The 15,769-nt window shown below is 74.3% G+C and carries 14 protein-coding genes; 4 read left to right on the top strand and 10 right to left on the bottom strand.

The window, feature by feature from the left end; all coding sequences use genetic code 11:
• The first annotated feature begins 204 nt into the window (after nucleotides 1-204).
• Both ACH443_RS07535 and ACH443_RS07530 read left to right on the top strand, forming a co-directional pair.
• Entirely contained in the window at nucleotides 205-1,227 is a 1,023-nt protein-coding gene (locus tag ACH443_RS07535) for a LacI family DNA-binding transcriptional regulator (protein ID WP_429764171.1), read from the top strand.
• A gap of 117 nt (nucleotides 1,228-1,344) precedes the next feature.
• Complete coding sequence (locus ACH443_RS07530) at nucleotides 1,345-3,162, top strand: glycoside hydrolase family 13 protein (RefSeq protein WP_430589934.1); 1,818 nt, start codon at nucleotides 1,345-1,347, stop codon at nucleotides 3,160-3,162.
• A 129-nt stretch (nucleotides 3,163-3,291) separates the two neighbouring features.
• Here ACH443_RS07530 and dusB read toward each other — a convergent pair whose 3' ends face one another.
• The 8 genes from dusB to ACH443_RS07490 form a co-directional block, all read right to left on the bottom strand.
• Nucleotides 3,292-4,539 (bottom strand): tRNA dihydrouridine synthase DusB, encoded by a 1,248-nt coding sequence (dusB, locus tag ACH443_RS07525; protein ID WP_430589933.1) that lies wholly within the window; start codon nucleotides 4,537-4,539, stop codon nucleotides 3,292-3,294.
• 71 nt (nucleotides 4,540-4,610) lie between these two features.
• Nucleotides 4,611-5,216 (bottom strand): response regulator, encoded by a 606-nt coding sequence (locus ACH443_RS07520; RefSeq protein ID WP_430589932.1) that lies wholly within the window; start codon nucleotides 5,214-5,216, stop codon nucleotides 4,611-4,613.
• Complete coding sequence (locus ACH443_RS07515; RefSeq protein ID WP_430589931.1) at nucleotides 5,213-6,430, bottom strand: sensor histidine kinase; 1,218 nt, start codon at nucleotides 6,428-6,430, stop codon at nucleotides 5,213-5,215. Before ACH443_RS07515 ends, ACH443_RS07520 begins: the two co-directional genes overlap by 4 nt.
• 47 nt (nucleotides 6,431-6,477) lie before the next feature.
• Nucleotides 6,478-7,308, bottom strand: a complete 831-nt coding sequence (locus tag ACH443_RS07510) for an ABC transporter permease (RefSeq protein WP_430589930.1) — start codon at nucleotides 7,306-7,308, stop codon at nucleotides 6,478-6,480.
• Nucleotides 7,305-8,270 (bottom strand): ABC transporter ATP-binding protein, encoded by a 966-nt coding sequence (locus ACH443_RS07505; protein WP_430589929.1) that lies wholly within the window; start codon nucleotides 8,268-8,270, stop codon nucleotides 7,305-7,307. The genes ACH443_RS07510 and ACH443_RS07505 overlap by 4 nt, the downstream gene beginning before the upstream one ends.
• Before the next feature lie 92 nt (nucleotides 8,271-8,362).
• Nucleotides 8,363-9,904: an L-piperidine-6-carboxylate dehydrogenase gene (locus ACH443_RS07500; RefSeq protein WP_429764164.1), complete on the bottom strand. Its 1,542-nt coding sequence runs from the start codon at nucleotides 9,902-9,904 to the stop codon at nucleotides 8,363-8,365.
• Nucleotides 9,901-11,241, bottom strand: coding sequence for a 2-oxoadipate dioxygenase/decarboxylase (locus ACH443_RS07495; RefSeq protein ID WP_429764163.1), 1,341 nt, complete (start codon nucleotides 11,239-11,241; stop codon nucleotides 9,901-9,903). The genes ACH443_RS07500 and ACH443_RS07495 overlap by 4 nt, the downstream gene beginning before the upstream one ends.
• A 17-nt stretch (nucleotides 11,242-11,258) precedes the next feature.
• On the bottom strand, nucleotides 11,259-12,449 hold the full coding sequence (locus tag ACH443_RS07490) for an NAD(P)/FAD-dependent oxidoreductase (protein WP_430589928.1): 1,191 nt from the start codon (nucleotides 12,447-12,449) through the stop codon (nucleotides 11,259-11,261).
• A 144-nt stretch (nucleotides 12,450-12,593) separates the two neighbouring features.
• On the opposite strand from ACH443_RS07490, the gene ACH443_RS07485 reads away from it, so the two are divergent.
• Together ACH443_RS07485 and ACH443_RS07480 are read left to right on the top strand one after the other, a co-directional pair.
• The gene (locus ACH443_RS07485) at nucleotides 12,594-13,544 is read left to right on the top strand and encodes a LysR family transcriptional regulator (protein ID WP_429764161.1); all 951 of its coding nucleotides are present in this window, start codon (nucleotides 12,594-12,596) and stop codon (nucleotides 13,542-13,544) included.
• 105 nt (nucleotides 13,545-13,649) lie between these two features.
• Complete coding sequence (locus tag ACH443_RS07480; RefSeq protein WP_429764160.1) at nucleotides 13,650-13,799, top strand: hypothetical protein; 150 nt, start codon at nucleotides 13,650-13,652, stop codon at nucleotides 13,797-13,799.
• 85 nt (nucleotides 13,800-13,884) lie between these two features.
• On the opposite strand, the gene ACH443_RS07475 is transcribed toward ACH443_RS07480, so the two are convergent.
• The gene (locus ACH443_RS07475) at nucleotides 13,885-15,276 is read right to left on the bottom strand and encodes a glycine--tRNA ligase (RefSeq protein ID WP_429764159.1); all 1,392 of its coding nucleotides are present in this window, start codon (nucleotides 15,274-15,276) and stop codon (nucleotides 13,885-13,887) included.
• 141 nt (nucleotides 15,277-15,417) lie between these two features.
• Nucleotides 15,418-15,768, bottom strand: coding sequence for a YciI family protein (locus ACH443_RS07470; RefSeq protein WP_430589927.1), 351 nt, complete (start codon nucleotides 15,766-15,768; stop codon nucleotides 15,418-15,420).
• Nucleotide 15,769 lies beyond the last annotated feature (1 nt).

The following is a 15,769-nucleotide window of genomic DNA, read 5'->3' as shown; positions in this document are numbered from 1 at the left end:
CATCGGTGGACGGCCCACGCGACGCGCTCGTCGCGGGGCCCTTGATGCCCACAACGTACGGACCGTTGCAGCGGTATGCAAGATCTTGCGATAACTTTTCAGCAACGCGCGGCAACAAGGAGGCGACGCGCAGGCGACCGGCGGCCGACCCGCCGGCGTCCCACCCCAGGACGAGGAGGTCCCGTGTCCCCTACGATTCCTCGGGTGCGAACCCGACTGAGCGACCTGGCGGAGCAGGCAGGCGTGTCGACAGCCACCGTGTCCCGCGTGCTCAACGGCAAGCCGGGCGTGGCCAGCTCCACCCGGCAGGCCGTGCTCGCCGCGCTCGACGTCCTCGGGTACGAGCGCCCCTCGGTGCTGCGCGGCCGCTCCGCGGGCCTCGTCGGCCTCATCGTCCCCGAACTCACCAACCCGGTCTTCCCGGCCTTCGCGCAGGCGATCGAGTCGATCCTCGCACAGCGCGGTTACACGCCGTTGCTGTGCACGCAGGCGCCGGGCGGCACCACCGAGGACGAGTACGTCAGCACCCTGGTGGACCACTCCGTCGACGGCATCGTCTTCGTCTCCGGCCTGCACGCGGACACCCGCGCGGACCACACCCGCTACTCGATGCTGCGCAGCCAGGGCGTGCCGATCGTGCTGGTCAACGGCTACGCACCGGGGATCGACGCGCCGTTCGTCTCGCCCGACGACGCCGCGAGCGTGGACGTCGCGGTGCAGCACCTGGTCACCCTGGGCCACCGCACGATCGGCCTCGCGATCGGCCCCGAGCGGTACGTCCCCTCGCGGCGCAAGCTCGCCGCGTTCCTCGCCGCGCTCGTGCGGCACGGCCTGGCCGACGACGAGGCCGCAGCCCGGGAGCACGTGCGTTCCAGCCTGTACACGCTCGAGGGCGGGCAGGCCGCGGCCGCCGAGCTCCTCGACGCCGGGCACACGGCCGTCGTCTGCGCCTCCGACCTCATGGCGCTCGGCGCCGTGCGCGCCGCGCGGTCGCGCGGGCTGTCGGTGCCCGACGACGTCTCGGTCGTCGGGTACGACGACGCGCCGCTCATCGCGTTCACCGAGCCGCCGCTGACCACCGTCCGGCAGCCCGTCGAGGCCATGGCGAGGGCCACCGTGAGCGCGCTCCTCACCGAGATCCAGGGCGAGCGGGCCACCCGCACCGAGCTGCTGTTCGCGCCGGAGCTGGTCGTGCGGGGCTCCACGGGGGCCGCGCCGAAGGGCTGAGGGGTCGCATTTTCGGGGTCGTTGCTGCAACTCTTGCAGCAACGCTTACACTCGACGGTCTGACACGGATCGACCGACCGTGCCGACCCCGACCCCGATCAGGTGAGGAAGCCAGCGATGACCTCCACCCAGCCCGCACCCGTCCCGACGGCGACCGACGACACGGGTGACGACACGGGCGGCCTGCTCCGCACCGGCGCCGTCGTCCACGCCGGGAGCGGCGACGCGCGGCAGTGGTGGCGCGACGCCGTGATCTACCAGGTCTACCCGCGCTCGTTCGCCGACGCGAACGGCGACGGCATCGGCGACATCCCCGGCGTGACGGCGCGGCTGGACCACCTCGAGACGCTCGGCGTCGACGCCGTCTGGCTGTCCCCGTTCTACCGCTCCCCGCAGAACGACGCGGGCTACGACGTCGCCGACTACCGCGACGTCGACCCCCTGTTCGGCACCCTCGCCGACTTCGACGACCTGCTCGCCGGCGCCCACGCCCGCGGCATCCGCGTGATCGTCGACCTCGTGCCGAACCACACCTCCGACCAGCACGCCTGGTTCCAGGAGGCGCTGACCGCCGCCCCCGGCTCCCCCGAGCGCGCGCGGTACATGTTCCGCGACGGCCGCGGCGCCGACGGCTCGCAGGAGCCGAACAACTGGCAGTCGATCTTCGGCGGCCCCGCCTGGACGCGCGTCACCGGGCCCGACGGCGCGCCAGGGCAGTGGTACCTGCACCTGTTCGACTCGACGCAGCCCGACCTCGACTGGACCAACCCCGAGGTGCGCTCCGAGTTCGAGGACGTGCTGCGCTTCTGGCTCGACCGGGGCGTGGACGGGTTCCGCGTCGACGTCGCGCACGGCATGATCAAGGCCGACGGCCTGCCCGACTGGGACGGCCACGTGGAGATGGTCGCCGGCTCGGCCGACGACGACGCCCCGGTCACCGACCCCGGGGCCCCCGAGGACGGCTCCACGGGCGCCGGCAACCAGGGCCCGATGTTCGACCAGGACGGCGTGCACGAGATCTACCGCGCCTGGCACCGGGTGCTCGCCGAGTACGACGGCGAGCGCTGCCTCGTCGCCGAGGCGTGGGTCGAGCCGCTCAGCCGCCTCGCCCGCTACGTGCGCCCGGACGAGATGCACCAGGCGTTCAACTTCTCGTTCCTCACCACCGGCTGGGACGCCGCCGCCCTGCGCACCGTCGTCGAGGCGTCGTACCGCGCGAACGACGAGGTCGGCGCGCCCACCACCTGGGTGCTGTCCAACCACGACGTCGTGCGGCACCCGTCGCGGCTCGGCTCCGCCGACCCGTCCCTCAAGGTCAACGGCGTCTTCGCCACCGACCCGCAGCCCGACGAGGAGCTCGGCCTGCGCCGCGCCCGCGCCGCCAGCCTGCTCATGCTCGGCCTGCCCGGGTCCGCCTACCTCTTCCAGGGCGAGGAGCTCGGCCTGCCCGAGCACACCTCCCTGCCGAACGAGGTCCGTCAGGACCCCGGCCACTTCCGCACGGGCGGCGCCGAGGCCGGCCGCGACGGCTGCCGCGTGCCGCTGCCGTGGGCGGCCGACGCCCCCGGCTACGGCTTCGGGCCCGCCGGCGAGCCGTGGCTGCCGCAGCCCGCGTCGTTCGCGCGCTACGCCGCCGACGCGCAGTACGGCGTCGCGGGCTCGACGTTCGAGACGTACCGCGCCGCGCTCGCGCTGCGCAAGGCCGAGGGCCTGGGCCAGGGCGCGCTCGCGTGGCTGGACGCCTGGGCCGACTCGACGCACGTCGTCGCGCTGCGCAACCAGGACGTCGTCGTGCTGGCGAACCTCGGCGCCGAGCCGGTGCTCCTGCCCCGCGGCGCCGAGGTGCTGCTCGCCTCCGGCCCGGTCATGACCGACCGCTCCGCCGACCCGCAGACGCGCGTCCCCGCCGACACCACGGTCTGGCTCCGCGCCTGACCGCGAGATAGAGAGCCCTGATCCGCGAGATAGAGAGGTCCCCTCGCCGAGATAGAGAGGGTGCGGACCGTGGCGACCACGGTTCGCACCCTCTCTATCTCGGCGAGGGGACCTCTCTATCTCGCGGGGTCAGCCGCCGCTGACGCTCAGCTCGGCCTCGCGCAGCTTGGCCTCGAACTCGGCGTCGAGCTCGCGGGAGTCGAGCCAGCCGTACGGCAGGTGCGGCTGCTTCGGCGAGCCGGCGCGGCCGCGTGGCCCCTCGGCGTCCTCGCCCGGGTAGCCCTGCTCGAGATCGAGGGCGTCGAGGCGCTCGCGCAGCTCGGCCAGCGTGGAGACCATCGCGAGCGCGTGCCGCGCCTCTCCCCCGACGACGTAGCCCTTGAGATACCAGGCCATGTGCTTGCGCAGGTCGCGCATCCCCTTGCCCTCGTCGCCGTCGAAGTAGTCGATCATCAGCTCGCCGTGGCGGTAGATCGTGTCGGCGACCTCGCGCAGGCAGGGGCGCACCCGCGTCGTCGTGCCGTGGAACGCGGCGGCGAGGTCGGCGAAGAGCCACGGCCGGCCCTGGCAGCCGCGCCCGACGACGACGCCGTCGGCCCCGGTCTCGCGGACCATGCGCAGCGCGTCCTCGGCGGACCAGATGTCGCCGTTGCCGAGCACGGGGACGCTGCGCACCTCCTCCTTGAGCCGCGCGATCGCGGTCCAGTCGGCCGTGCCCGAGTAGTACTCGGCGGCGGTGCGCGCGTGCAGGGCCACCGCGGCGACGCCGAGCGACTCCGCGATGCGACCGGCCTCGAGGTACGTGAGGTGGTCGTCGTCGATGCCCTTGCGCATCTTCACGGTGACCGGGACGCCGTGCGGCTCCGCCGCCTCGACGGCCGCCCGCACGATGTCGGTGAAGAGCTGCCGCTTCCACGGGAGCGCCGAGCCGCCGCCCTTGCGCGTCACCTTGGGCACGGGGCAGCCGAAGTTGAGGTCGACGTGGTCGGCCCGGTCCTCGCCGGCGATGATCCGCACCGCGGCGCCGACGGTGGCCGGGTCGACGCCGTAGACCTGGGCGGAGCGAGGCGTCTCGTCGTCGCCGAAGGTCACGATCCGCAGCGACTCGACGTTCCGCTCCACGAGGGCGCGGCTGGTCACCATCTCCGCCACGTAGAGCCCGGGGTCGTAGCCCTGCGACGCGCCGGCCTCGCGGCACAGGGTGCGGAACGCGCGGTTGGTGACGCCGGCCATCGGGGCCAGCACCACCGGGGTGTCCACGGTGATCGGCCCGATCTGCAGCGGCGGCAGGACACGCTCGGCGGCGGGCACGCCCGTGCCGAGGTCGCCGGACGCGGGCGTGCTGACGGGATCGAGGGTGGAAGTCACGTCCCCCATTGTCGCAAACCACCGCCGCGCCCCCGCGGTCAGGTTCGTCACTCCCCTCAGGGCCGGCCCCGCAGGGGTGGTCAGAGCCAGCCGTTGTCCTGCGCGATCCGTACGGCCTCGGCCCGCGTCCGCGCGCCGGTCTTGCCCATCGCCGCCGACAGGTAGTTGCGCACGGTGCCCTCGGAGAGGAACGCCTCCGCCGCCACCTGCGCGACCGTGCCGCCGTCGGCCGCGAGCGCCAGCACGTGCCGCTCGCGCTCGGTGAGCGGGCTCGCCCCCACGGCCAGGGACGCGACGGCGAGGTCGGGGTCGACGGCGCGCAGCCCGGCGTGCACGCGGCGGACGGCGTCGGCGAGCTGGTCGGCGGGCGTGTCCTTGACGACGAACCCGCTCGCGCCGGCGTCGAGCGCGCGGCGCAGGTAGCCGGGCCGGCCGAACGTGGTCACGACGAGCGAGCGGCACTCCGGCAGCTCACGGCGCAGCGCCGCCGCGGCCGCGATGCCGTCGAGGCCGGGCATCTCGACGTCGAGCAGGGCGACGTCGGCGGCGGACGCCCGCGCGGCGTCGAGCACCTCGTCGCCGCGCCCCACCTGGGCCACGACCTCCAGGTCGGTCTCGAGGTCGAGCAGGGCGGCGAGGGCTCCGCGCACGAGTGCCTGGTCGTCGGCGAGCAGCAGTCGGATCACGGGACGATCCTGGCATCGCCCGGCCCCGGCCCGGGACGGACCGTGACGGCGAGACGGAACCCTCCGAGCGGGCTCGGCCCGGTCTCGAGCACGGCGCCGGCGTCCCGAGCCCGCGCCGTGAGTCCCGTCAGCCCGTTCCCGCCGTCCGTGCGGCCCTCCGGCACGCCACCGCCGTCGTCGTCGACGGCCAGGCGGTCCGCCGCGACGGTCACCACGACCCGGGCGGCCCCGGAGTGCCGCAGCACGTTGGTGGTGCCCTCGCGCAGTACCCACGCGAAGAGCTCGCGGTGCTCGGCGGGGACGCCGTCGACGGCGCCCGGGAGGTCCGCCTCGATCCCCGCCGCGTCGAGCGCGGAGCGGGCCGTGGCCAGCTCGCCGGCGAGGGTCACCTGCCGGGACCCGGCGACCATGCCGCGCACGTCCGCGAGCGCCCCGCGTGCCAGGTCCTGGATGTCGGCCACCTCGCTCGTGGCACGTTCCTCGGGCGCCGTGGCCGGACGGTCGGCGGCGGCGGCGCGCAGCAGCTTCGCCGCGAGCTCCGCCTTGACGGAGATGACCGTGAGCGAGTGGCCGAGGACGTCGTGCATGTCCCGGGCGATGCGCTCGCGCTCGCGGGCGACGGCCAGGTCGGCGAGCTCCTGCTGCGCGGCGATCAGCCGTCGGTTGCGGTCGATGACCTGCATGAACCCGTAGACGGCAGCGCTCGCCAGGACGACGGCGAGGGCGTTGCCGTCCTCCGTCGCCCAGCCGGGCAGCACGCGTGGCAGCACGAGCATGACCACGATGCTCGCCGCCACGATCCACAGCGCGGCACGCCCTCCGAGGGAGTAGATCGCGGTGACGCACACGAAGACGAGGCCCACGAGGCCGTGCTCCTGTGCGGCGAGGCACGACAGGCCGACGCACGCGACCTGCACCACGACCAGCACGACGGCGGTGCGGCGTGGCACCCGACCACGGCGCTGCAGCGTGAGGACGGTCCCGGCGAAGATGACGGCCACGCCGAGCACGCCGAGCACGCCGACGACGCGCAGGGCGAGGGGCTCGGCGTCGAGCGCCGCCGTGAACGGCTCCGCGAGGAAGACGACCCAGACGACCGACACGAACAGCCCGACGCGCCGCCTCGTCCAGGGCGGCACGCCCGGGGACGCGGGGCCGGACGCGAGACCGCGCGCGGGCTCGGCGGGCGGCACGGTGGGGGACGTCGAGGTCACGTCCCCCACCGTGCCACGGCCGCCCGGCGCGGCGGCGGAGCGCGTGCTCACACCCGCGCCGTGTCCTTGCGGAACCGCCAGGCGGCGCCGACGAAGAAGATCGCGGCCCAGGCGAGGACGTTCACGACGGCCGTGACGCCGAGGTCGCCGCCGAGGGGCGCGTGCACCAGCTCGGCCAGCCCGTACGTCGGGAAGAACTGCGCCACGGTGGCCCACGAGCCGTCGCCCAGCGGCACGAACAGGCCGCCGGCGAAGGAGAGGAGCGCGAGCAGCGGGCCGAGGATCTGCATGACGTTCTCCGCGGGCAGCAGGTACCCCATGAACAGGCCGAAGGCGGCGAAGACCAGCGAGCCCACCCAGGCGAGCACGGCGCACAGTACCCAGGCGCCTGCCGCCATCTGTGCCCCGGTGAACGCGGCCACCACGAGGGTGAGCAGGACGGAGGCGGCGCCCAGCACCATCGACCCGGCGAGCTTGACCGCGACGTAGGCGGCGGGCCGCAGCGGCGTCAGGCGCAGCTGCCGGGTCCAGCCCTGCGCTCGCTCCACGGACACGCTCGCCCCGCCGCCCGTCGCCGTGACCATCGCCCCGTACAGCGCCATCGACACGGCGATCCAGGCGGTTACGTTGCCGTGGCCCGTGCTCTGGTCCTGGTAGTCGCCCTGCAGCCCGAAGATGAGGAAGAGGACGGGCGGCATGACCATGGAGAAGATGAGGGTGCGCCGGTTGCGCAGCGAGCGCCGTAGCTCGACGGCGAGGTAGGCGCGCACCGCGGTCGAGGTGCGGAGGCGCGGTCGCGACGCCGGGGCGGCAGCGGTGCCCGAGGTCGTACCCAAGGTCGTGCCCGAGGTCGTGCCCCGGGTCGAGGTGGCGCTCATCGGTGGGCTCCGTCCGTGGTCGTGGCTGCGGTGGCGGTGAGGGCGACGAACGCGTCCTCGAGGTTCTCGGACGCGACCTCGAGGTCGCGCGCGGGGGTCTGCGTCAGCAGGAAGCGGGCGACGACGTCGGAGTCGGGGGTGCGCACCACGAGCCGGGCGCCGCGGTGGTCGATGGCGTCCACGGCGGGCATCGCTCGCAGGCGCGCGGCGACGGCGGCGCGGTCGCCGTCGTCGTCGATCCGCGCGCTCACCGTGCGGCCGGACGCGAGGCTCCGCACCTCGGCGGTGGAGCCGTCGGCGACGACCCGGCCCTGGCTGACCAGCACGACGCGGTCGGCGTACGTGTCGGCCTCCTCCAGGTAGTGGGTGGCGAACACGACGGTGCGGCCGGCGGCCGCGTCGGCGCGGATGGCGGCCCAGAACTCGCGGCGGCCCTCCACGTCCATGCCGGTCGTGGGCTCGTCGAGGAGGAGCAGGTCGGGCTCGCTGACCAGCGCCATCGCGAACCGGAGGCGCTGCTGCTGGCCGCCGGAGCACTTGCCCACCATGCGGTCGGCGAGGTCGCCGATGCCGGCGCGCTCCAGGTACGGCAGGGGCGAGCCGGTGCGGCCGAACAGCGCGGCGGTGAGGGCGACGGTCTCCCCCACGGTGATGTCGCGCAGCAGCCCGCCGGTCTGCATGACGGCGGCCACGCGCCCGGCGGCGATCGCGTCGGCCGGGTCGGCGCCAAACACCTGCACGGTGCCGGAGGTCGGGGCGCTCAGGCCGAGGACCATGTCGATCGTGCTGGTCTTGCCGGCGCCGTTGGGGCCGAGGAAGGCCACCACCTCACCGGGGGCGATCTCCAGGTCGATGCCGTCGACCGCCCGGACAGGTCCGGAGGGCGACGGGAACTCCTTGCGCAGCCCGCGCAGGCTCAGCGCGGGGGTGCTCGCGGCGTGCGAGCCGGTCGTCGAGGTCATGCCTCGATCGTCGTCGCGTGGCGCCCTGACCTGCAGGGTCGCGTGTCACGACGTGGCCATGACATCTGTCATGGCCACGTCGCGACGGAGCGTCAGCCGAAGTTCACGCCCTGGGCCAGGGGCAGCTCGGTGGAGTAGTTCACGGTGTTGGTCACGCGGCGCATGTACTGCTTCCACGAGTCGGAGCCGGACTCGCGGCCGCCGCCGGTGGACTTCTCGCCGCCGAACGCGCCGCCGATCTCCGCCCCGGAGGTGCCGATGTTGACGTTGACGATGCCGCAGTCGGAGCCGACCTCGGACAGGAACGTCTCCGCCTCGCGGACGTCGAGCGTGAAGATCGCGCTGCTCAGCCCCTGCGGGACGTCGTTGTGCAGCGCGATGGCCTCCTCGAGCGTCTCGTAGGTGAGCACGTAGAGGATCGGCGCGAACGTCTCCCGGCGCACGACGCCCGTCTGCCCCGGCATCCGCACCAGCGCGGGCGAGACGTACGCCGCGCCCGGTGCGCCGTCGACGTCCACCGCCGCTCCCCCGACGACGACCGTGCCGCCGTCGGCCCGCGCCTCGTCGAGGGCGGCGAGCATCCGGTCGCGGGCGCCCGCGTCGGTGAGCGGCCCGACGAGCGTGCCGTCGGCGCGCGGGTCGCCGATCGGGAGCCCGGCGTAGACGGGCTCGAGGCGGGCGACGAGGTCGTCGACCACCGACGAGTGCACGATGAGCCGCCGCAGGGAGGTGCACCGCTGCCCGGCGGTGCCGGCCGCGGCGAAGACGATGCCGCGCACCGCGAGGTCGAGGTCCGCGGACGGCGCGACGACCGCCGCGTTGTTCCCGCCGAGCTCCAGCAGGTACCGGCCGCCGCGCCCGGCGACGACCGGCGCCACCTGCTGGCCCATGCGCTCCGAGCCGGTGGCCGACAGCAGCGCGACGCGCCGGTCCGCGACGAGCGCCTCGCCCGCGTCCCGGGCACCGAGCACCACCTGGCTCACCGCCTCCGGGAAGCCCGCCTCCGCCAGCGCGCGACGCAGCAGCGCGTTCGACGCGAGCGCGCTCAGCGGCGTCTTCTCGCTCGGCTTCCACACCACGGTGTCGCCGCAGACCAGCGCGACCGCGGTGTTCCACGACCACACCGCGACCGGGAAGTTGAACGCGCTCACGACGCCCACGACGCCGAGCGGGTGCCACTGCTCCATGAGGCGGTGGCCGGGGCGCTCGGACGGCATCGTGCGCCCGCCGAGGGACCGCGACAGGCCCACGGCGTAGTCGCAGACGTCGATCATCTCCTGCACCTCGCCGAGCGCCTCGGAGGTGATCTTGCCGGCCTCGATGGTCACGAGCTCGGCCAGGTCCGCCTTGTGCTCGGTGAGCAGCTCGCCGAGTCGCCGCACGACGCCGCCGCGCACCGGGCCGGGCACGGAGCGCCAGGTGCGGAACGCCTCCGCGGCGGCGGTGATCGCGGCATCGACGTCGGCCGCTCCCGCCTCCGGGAGGGTCAGCAGCGCCTCGCCGGCCAGCGGCGAGACGACGGGCAGCCCGCCCCCGGCGGGGGCGGCGGGGACGTCGGCCCCGATGCGGGACAGGGCCGCGAGCGCGGCGTCGCGCAGCTCGGCCGTGAGCGTGCTGGAGGTCTGGGTGGTCATGCCTGGGCTCCCTGCTGGGTGGAGGAGTTCTCACGGTGGGTGGGGTCGACGCCGAGGCGGTGGGCCGCGCGGTCGCGCGACGCCGCCACCTGCGCGGCGTACAGGTCGAAGGGGTCGAACAGCTCGCGGCCGACGGCGCCGGCCATCCAGTCGGCGTCGCGCTCCTCGCCGGCCTGGCTGGCGTCCTTGGAGCCCTCCTCGGTGAGGTTCGACTGGAAGATCCCGGCGGCGGAGCGGGGCAGGAAGTCCTCGTAGACGATCGGCTCGCGGGTCACGGTCCCGCCGTCGCCGACCTCGTAGGTGAAGTACGCCAGGCCCTGCCGGGCGAGCCCGGCCTCGGTGTCCGGGAAGGTGCGGCGCCACACGTCGGGCGTCGCGCCCTCCACGACGGCGGCGTCGTACCGCGCCCGCCCCTCGCGGGTCAGCGCGATCCCGCGCGCCTCGACCTCGCCGAACCGCACGCGCAGGGAGTCCTGCACGACCTCGCCGTCCGGGGTGCGGAACGTCCTCGGCTCCGCGAGCGCGCGGAACGACGTCTGCCGCAGCAGCACGTCCGGCCCCTCCCACAGCGGCGGGCCCTGGATGGCGTCGATCATCGTGATGCCGCGCGCCTCCATGCGGGCGTACAGGTCGTCGATGTCGAGCACGCGCGGGGTGAGGTGGTTGATGTGGGTGGACGGCACGCCGCCGATGTCCGCCGCCACGGCGGACACGGCCTCCAGCTCCCGGTACCAGGCCTGGTCGACCGGCTCGCGCCCCAGCTCGAACGCGGCGGTGGCCAGGCGCAGGAATTCCGCGGCGTCGGCGGCGGACAGGCCGCCGTCGGCCTCCGCCCGGTCCGCGAGCGCCAGCAGCTCGGGCCCGAACAGCGACCGCCTCGTCAGGAAGGTGTCGAGCCGCGCCTGGAGGTCGGCGCTGAAGAACCGCCGGTCGGACGGCACCAGCATGGACGTGAAGACGCGGAACGGGTTGCGGGCCAGCTCGGCGCGGTCGATCGGTCGGAACGCCGTCGAGATGACGGGCACGGAGGACGACGACGCGTCGCGCAGGTCGTAGAACCCCACCGGGTGCATCCCCATCGCGCCGAAGATCCGGGCGACCTGCTGCAGCTCCGCGGGGGTGCCGACGCGGATCGCACCGTGCCGTTCGGCGGTGACGCGGTCGATGGAGCCCAGCCGCTCGGCGTCGGCGCCACGGGCGCGCACGACGTCGGCGTTGACGTCGTGGGACACCTCGAGCAGCGTCGTGTAGGCGGGCACCTCCCGCCCGTACATGTCGGAGAGCGAGCGCGCGAACGCGGCGCGGAGCTGCCACGGCTCGAAGTAGTCGGTCGTCACGGTGCGTGCGTCCTCTCTCAGATGATGTTCGCCTCGGTGCGCGACCGTCGCGCCCCGAACCGCCCGGCGTCGAACGCGGACACGTCGACCCCGCGTGCCGCGGGCGTCCCCGCCCGGCCGAGGTACAGGTCGGTCACGGCCTCGCCCACGGCGGGCGCCTGCAGGAAGCCGTGCCCGGAGAAGCCGCAGGCGTACAGGAGGCGCGCGCCGGCGGGGCCGGTCGGCGCCTCGCCGATCAGCGCGTCGTGGTCGGGGGTGAGCTCGTACAGCCCGGCCCAGCCGCCGGTCAGCGGGGCGTCGGCGAGCGCCGGGGTGGCGCGCGCGGCGAGCCCGCGCAGCCACGGCTCCCACGCCGGGTCGTAGGCGGTGTCGAAGCCGACCGGGGTGTCCGGCTCCGAGGCACCCAGCAGCAGCCTGCCGCGGGCGTCCGCGTTGTGCAGGTAGAACGTGGTGCCGAAATCGATGGTGAACGGCAGCGTCGGCGGCGCCGGCTCGAGGGGCGCGGTGAACGCGATCTGGCGCCGCACGGGCTCGACGGGCAGGTCGACGTCCACGAGGGCGCCCACCGCACGCGACCAGGCGCCGGCACACACGACGACGGTGGCGGCAGTGACGGATCCGCGCGGCGTCGCCGCGGTGAGCCGACCGCCGGGCGCGGGGTCGACGGCGGTCACCGGCGCGCCGCTGACCACGCGCGCCCCGAGCCGTCGGGCGCCGTCCGCGTAGCCGGCGACGACGGCCGCCGGGTGCGCCCAGCCGTCCCGGGGCGCGAACGCGGCGCCCGCGTAGGCGGTCGCGGACAGGTAGGGGTTGAGGCGGCGGGCCTCGGCGACGGCGAGCAGGCGGCTGTCGACGCCGAGGTCGTTCTGCATCGCCACCGACCGGCCGAACAGCGCGACGTCGTCGTCGGTGGGCAGCGCGAACAGGTATCCCGTCTGCCGCAGCCCGATGTCACCGCCGGGCCGGCGCCGGAAGTCCTCGAACAGCTCGAGGCTGCGGTGGCCCAGCGCCACGTTCGCCGGGTCGGAGAACTGCGCGCGCACGCCCCCGATCGGCTTGCCCGAGCTCCCGCCGCCGAGTTCCCCGGACTCGAGGAGCACGACGCGGGATCCCGCCTCCGCGAGGTGGAACGCGACGGACGTCCCCATCACCCCGCCGCCGACCACGACCACGTCCGCGCGCGACGGCACCGCCTGGGACCGCTCCACCCGACCTCCTCGTCGATGCCTCCGGCGCGCGCGTCACCGCGCCGCCGTGCCTGCGCCCATCGTGGACCCCGAGGAGCGTCCAGGACCATCGAAGATTCGTCGTCGAAACCGTCCAGGATCTCTGCACGGTTGTAGCCTGGCCAGATGGACACCGGTGCGGCCGAACCGCCGGGACGCGACCTGCCGTGGTCGGGCCTGCGCGCGCTGCGCGCGCTCGCCGACCACCGCACGATGACCTCCGCCGCGGCGGCGCTGGGCTACACGACCGGCGCCGTCTCGCACCAGCTGGCGGCGCTCGCCCGGGCGGTGGGCACCGAGGTCGTCCGGCCGCACGGCCGCGGGGTCGCGCTCACCGAGGCGGGGCTCGCGCTCGCCGAGCGTGCCGAAGCCCTCCTGGCGGCCCAGCGCGACGCCGTCGACTCGGCCCGCGCGGCGAGCGGCGACGCGTCGGGCACCGTGCGCGTCGGCGCCTTCGCGACGGTGGCGGCCAGCCTCCTGCCCCAGCTCGTCGCGCGCGTGGCCGAGTCGCACCCGCGAATCACCCTGGTCGGGATCGAGCTCACCGTCGACGACGTGGCGGGTGCGGTGCGCCGCGGCGACGTCGACCTCGGACTCGGCCTGGACTATCCCGGCGCACCCATCCCCCGGCTCCCGGGAACCACCCTCCGACCTCTGCGGACCGAGCGGTTCGAGCTCGTGTCCACGCCCTCGTCGGACCTGCCCGCCCGCCTCCACCTCGCCGACCTCGCGGACATGCCCTGGATCCTGCCCCCGCTGCCGACCCACTACGGCGCGGCGGTGCGGGGCGCCTGCCGTGCGGCCGGGTTCGAGCCCCGCGCCGCGCACGAGGTGAACGACACCTCCACGACGTTGGCCCTGGTGGCGCAGGGGCTCGGCGTGACGCTCGCCACGCCGGTCATGCTCACGCTGCGCCCCGCCCACGACCTGCGCACGACCACCCTGTTCGACCTCGTGGAGCGCGAGATCGTGCTGCTCGAGCCGTCGACGGCGCCTCGCCGTCCCGCGGTCGAGGCGGTGGCCCGCACCATCGAGGCCGTGGTGCACGGGACGGGCAGGTTCACGACCGGCTTGTGACGGGCATCACGGGCGAAGCCGACAACGCGCGTGTATCGGGAATGCGTGCCAACATCGTCGCGATCGCGTCGCCGCACGGGTGGCGCGAAGAGACTGGAGGTCCCCATGCCCGCATGGCTCATCCTCGTTCTGGTCGGCGTCGTCCTCGTGATCCTCGGGGTCGCGACGAGCATCGGCCAGTTCCTGATCTGGCTCGGCGTCATCGTCCTGGTCGCGAGCCTCGTGCTCGGGCTGGTGCGGCGAAGCCGTACCTGAGCGAGCAGCGTCAGGGGGACGCACGAAGGGGCTCGGGTCCGCTGCGGCGGACCCGAGCCCCTTCGGACGTTCCGGCGGGCTCCCGTCAGAACGCGGCGAGGTGCTCCGCGAGGTAGGCGGTGACCTTGGCGAGCGCCACGCGCTCCTGCGCCATGGTGTCGCGGTGGCGGATCGTCACGGCGTCGTCGTCGAGCGTGTCGAAGTCGACGGTGACGCAGAACGGCGTGCCGATCTCGTCCTGGCGACGGTAGCGGCGGCCGATGGCGCCGGCGTCGTCGAAGTCGACATTCCAGTTCTGGCGCAGCTCCGCGGCGAGGTCGCGGGCCTTGGGCGACAGGGCCTCGTTGCGGCTCAGCGGCAGGACGGCGGCCTTGACCGGCGCGAGGCGCGGGTCGAGGCGCAGCACGGTGCGCTTGTCGACGCCGCCCTTGGTGTTTGGCGCCTCGTCCTCGGCGTACGCCTCGACGAGGAACGCCATGAGGGAACGGGTCAGGCCCGCGGCCGGCTCGATGACGTACGGCAGCCAGCGCTCGTTCGTCGACTGGTCGAAGAACGACAGGTCCTTGCCGGAGTGCTCCGAGTGGGTCTTGAGGTCGAAGTCGGTGCGGTTCGCGATGCCCTCGAGCTCGCCCCACTCGCTGCCGGTGAAGCCGAAGCGGTACTCGATGTCCACCGTGCGGGTGGAGTAGTGCGAGAGCTTCTCGGCCGGGTGCTCGTACAGGCGCAGGTTCTCCGGGTCGATGCCCAGGTCCGTGTACCAGGACATGCGCGTGTCGATCCAGTACTGGTGCCACTCGGCGTCGGTGCCCGGCGCGACGAAGAACTCCATCTCCATCTGCTCGAACTCGCGCGTGCGGAAGATGAAGTTGCCCGGCGTGATCTCGTTGCGGAACGACTTGCCGATCTGCGCGATGCCGAACGGCGGCTTCTTGCGCGACGCCGCGGCCACGTTGGAGAAGTTCACGAAGATGCCCTGCGCCGTCTCCGGGCGCAGGTAGTGCACGCCGGACTCGTCCTCGACGGGGCCGAGGTACGTCTTGAGCATCATGTTGAAGTCGCGGGGCTCGGTCCACTGACCGCGGGTGCCGCAGTTCGGGCAGGCGATCTCGGCGAGGCCGCCCTCGGGGGCGCGGCCCTTCTTCTCCTCGAACTCCTCGATCATGTGGTCCTCGCGGAACCGCTTGTGGCACGAGAGGCACTCGGTCAGGGGGTCGTTGAACGCGCCGAGGTGGCCGGACGCGTGCCACACCGGGGTGGGCAGGATGACGGCGGAGTCGAGGCCCACGACGTCGTCGCGGCGCGTCATCGCGCGCCACCACTGCTGCTTGATGTTCTCCTTCAGCTCCACGCCGAGGGGCCCGTAGTCCCACGCGGAGCGCGTACCGCCGTAGATCTCGCCGGACTGGAACACGAAACCTCGCCGCTTGGCGAGGGAGACGACGGCGTCGAGCTTGGCGCTGGGGGACGGTGCTGCCACGGATCACTCCTGGGTGTCGGGCCGCCACGTGGCTCGTGGGGCCGGTGCGGGGAACGCCGCCCGGTCGGCACGTCGGGGCCCGACGTCGACCGGCTGCGGTGGCCCCCAGCCTACCGGGGCCGCTCACCGGCCCCGGGCGCCTCAGGCCCCCGCCTCGTCCACGGAGCGCGGCGGCGCACCCGGACCGGCGGCGACCATCCCGGCCGGCACCAGCCACGCGGTGCACTCGGCGACGAACCGGCCCGCGAGCACACCCGGGTCCCGGGCCCACGCCTCCTGCGCCTCCTCGGCGCCGCACCTCATGACCGCGAACCCGCGCACCCGCTCGTCGGCCCCGTCGGCCGGACCCGCCGCGAGCAGCAGGCCGAGGGCGTGCAGGTCGGCGACGGCGGCCAGGTGGGCGTCCTGCACCTGCATCTCCTCGTCCGCGGGCAGCGGTGCCCAGTCGTCCGGGCGCACCAGCCGGACCAGCACCAGCTCGTCGAACCGCATC

The organism is Isoptericola sp. NPDC019571 (assembly GCF_044389385.1).
In the GTDB taxonomy this organism is placed as follows: Bacteria; Actinomycetota; Actinomycetes; order Actinomycetales; family Cellulomonadaceae; genus Isoptericola; species Isoptericola nanjingensis.
The sequence above is the reverse complement of the archived record's forward strand: the minus strand, read 5'-3'. Positions and strand labels throughout refer to the sequence as shown.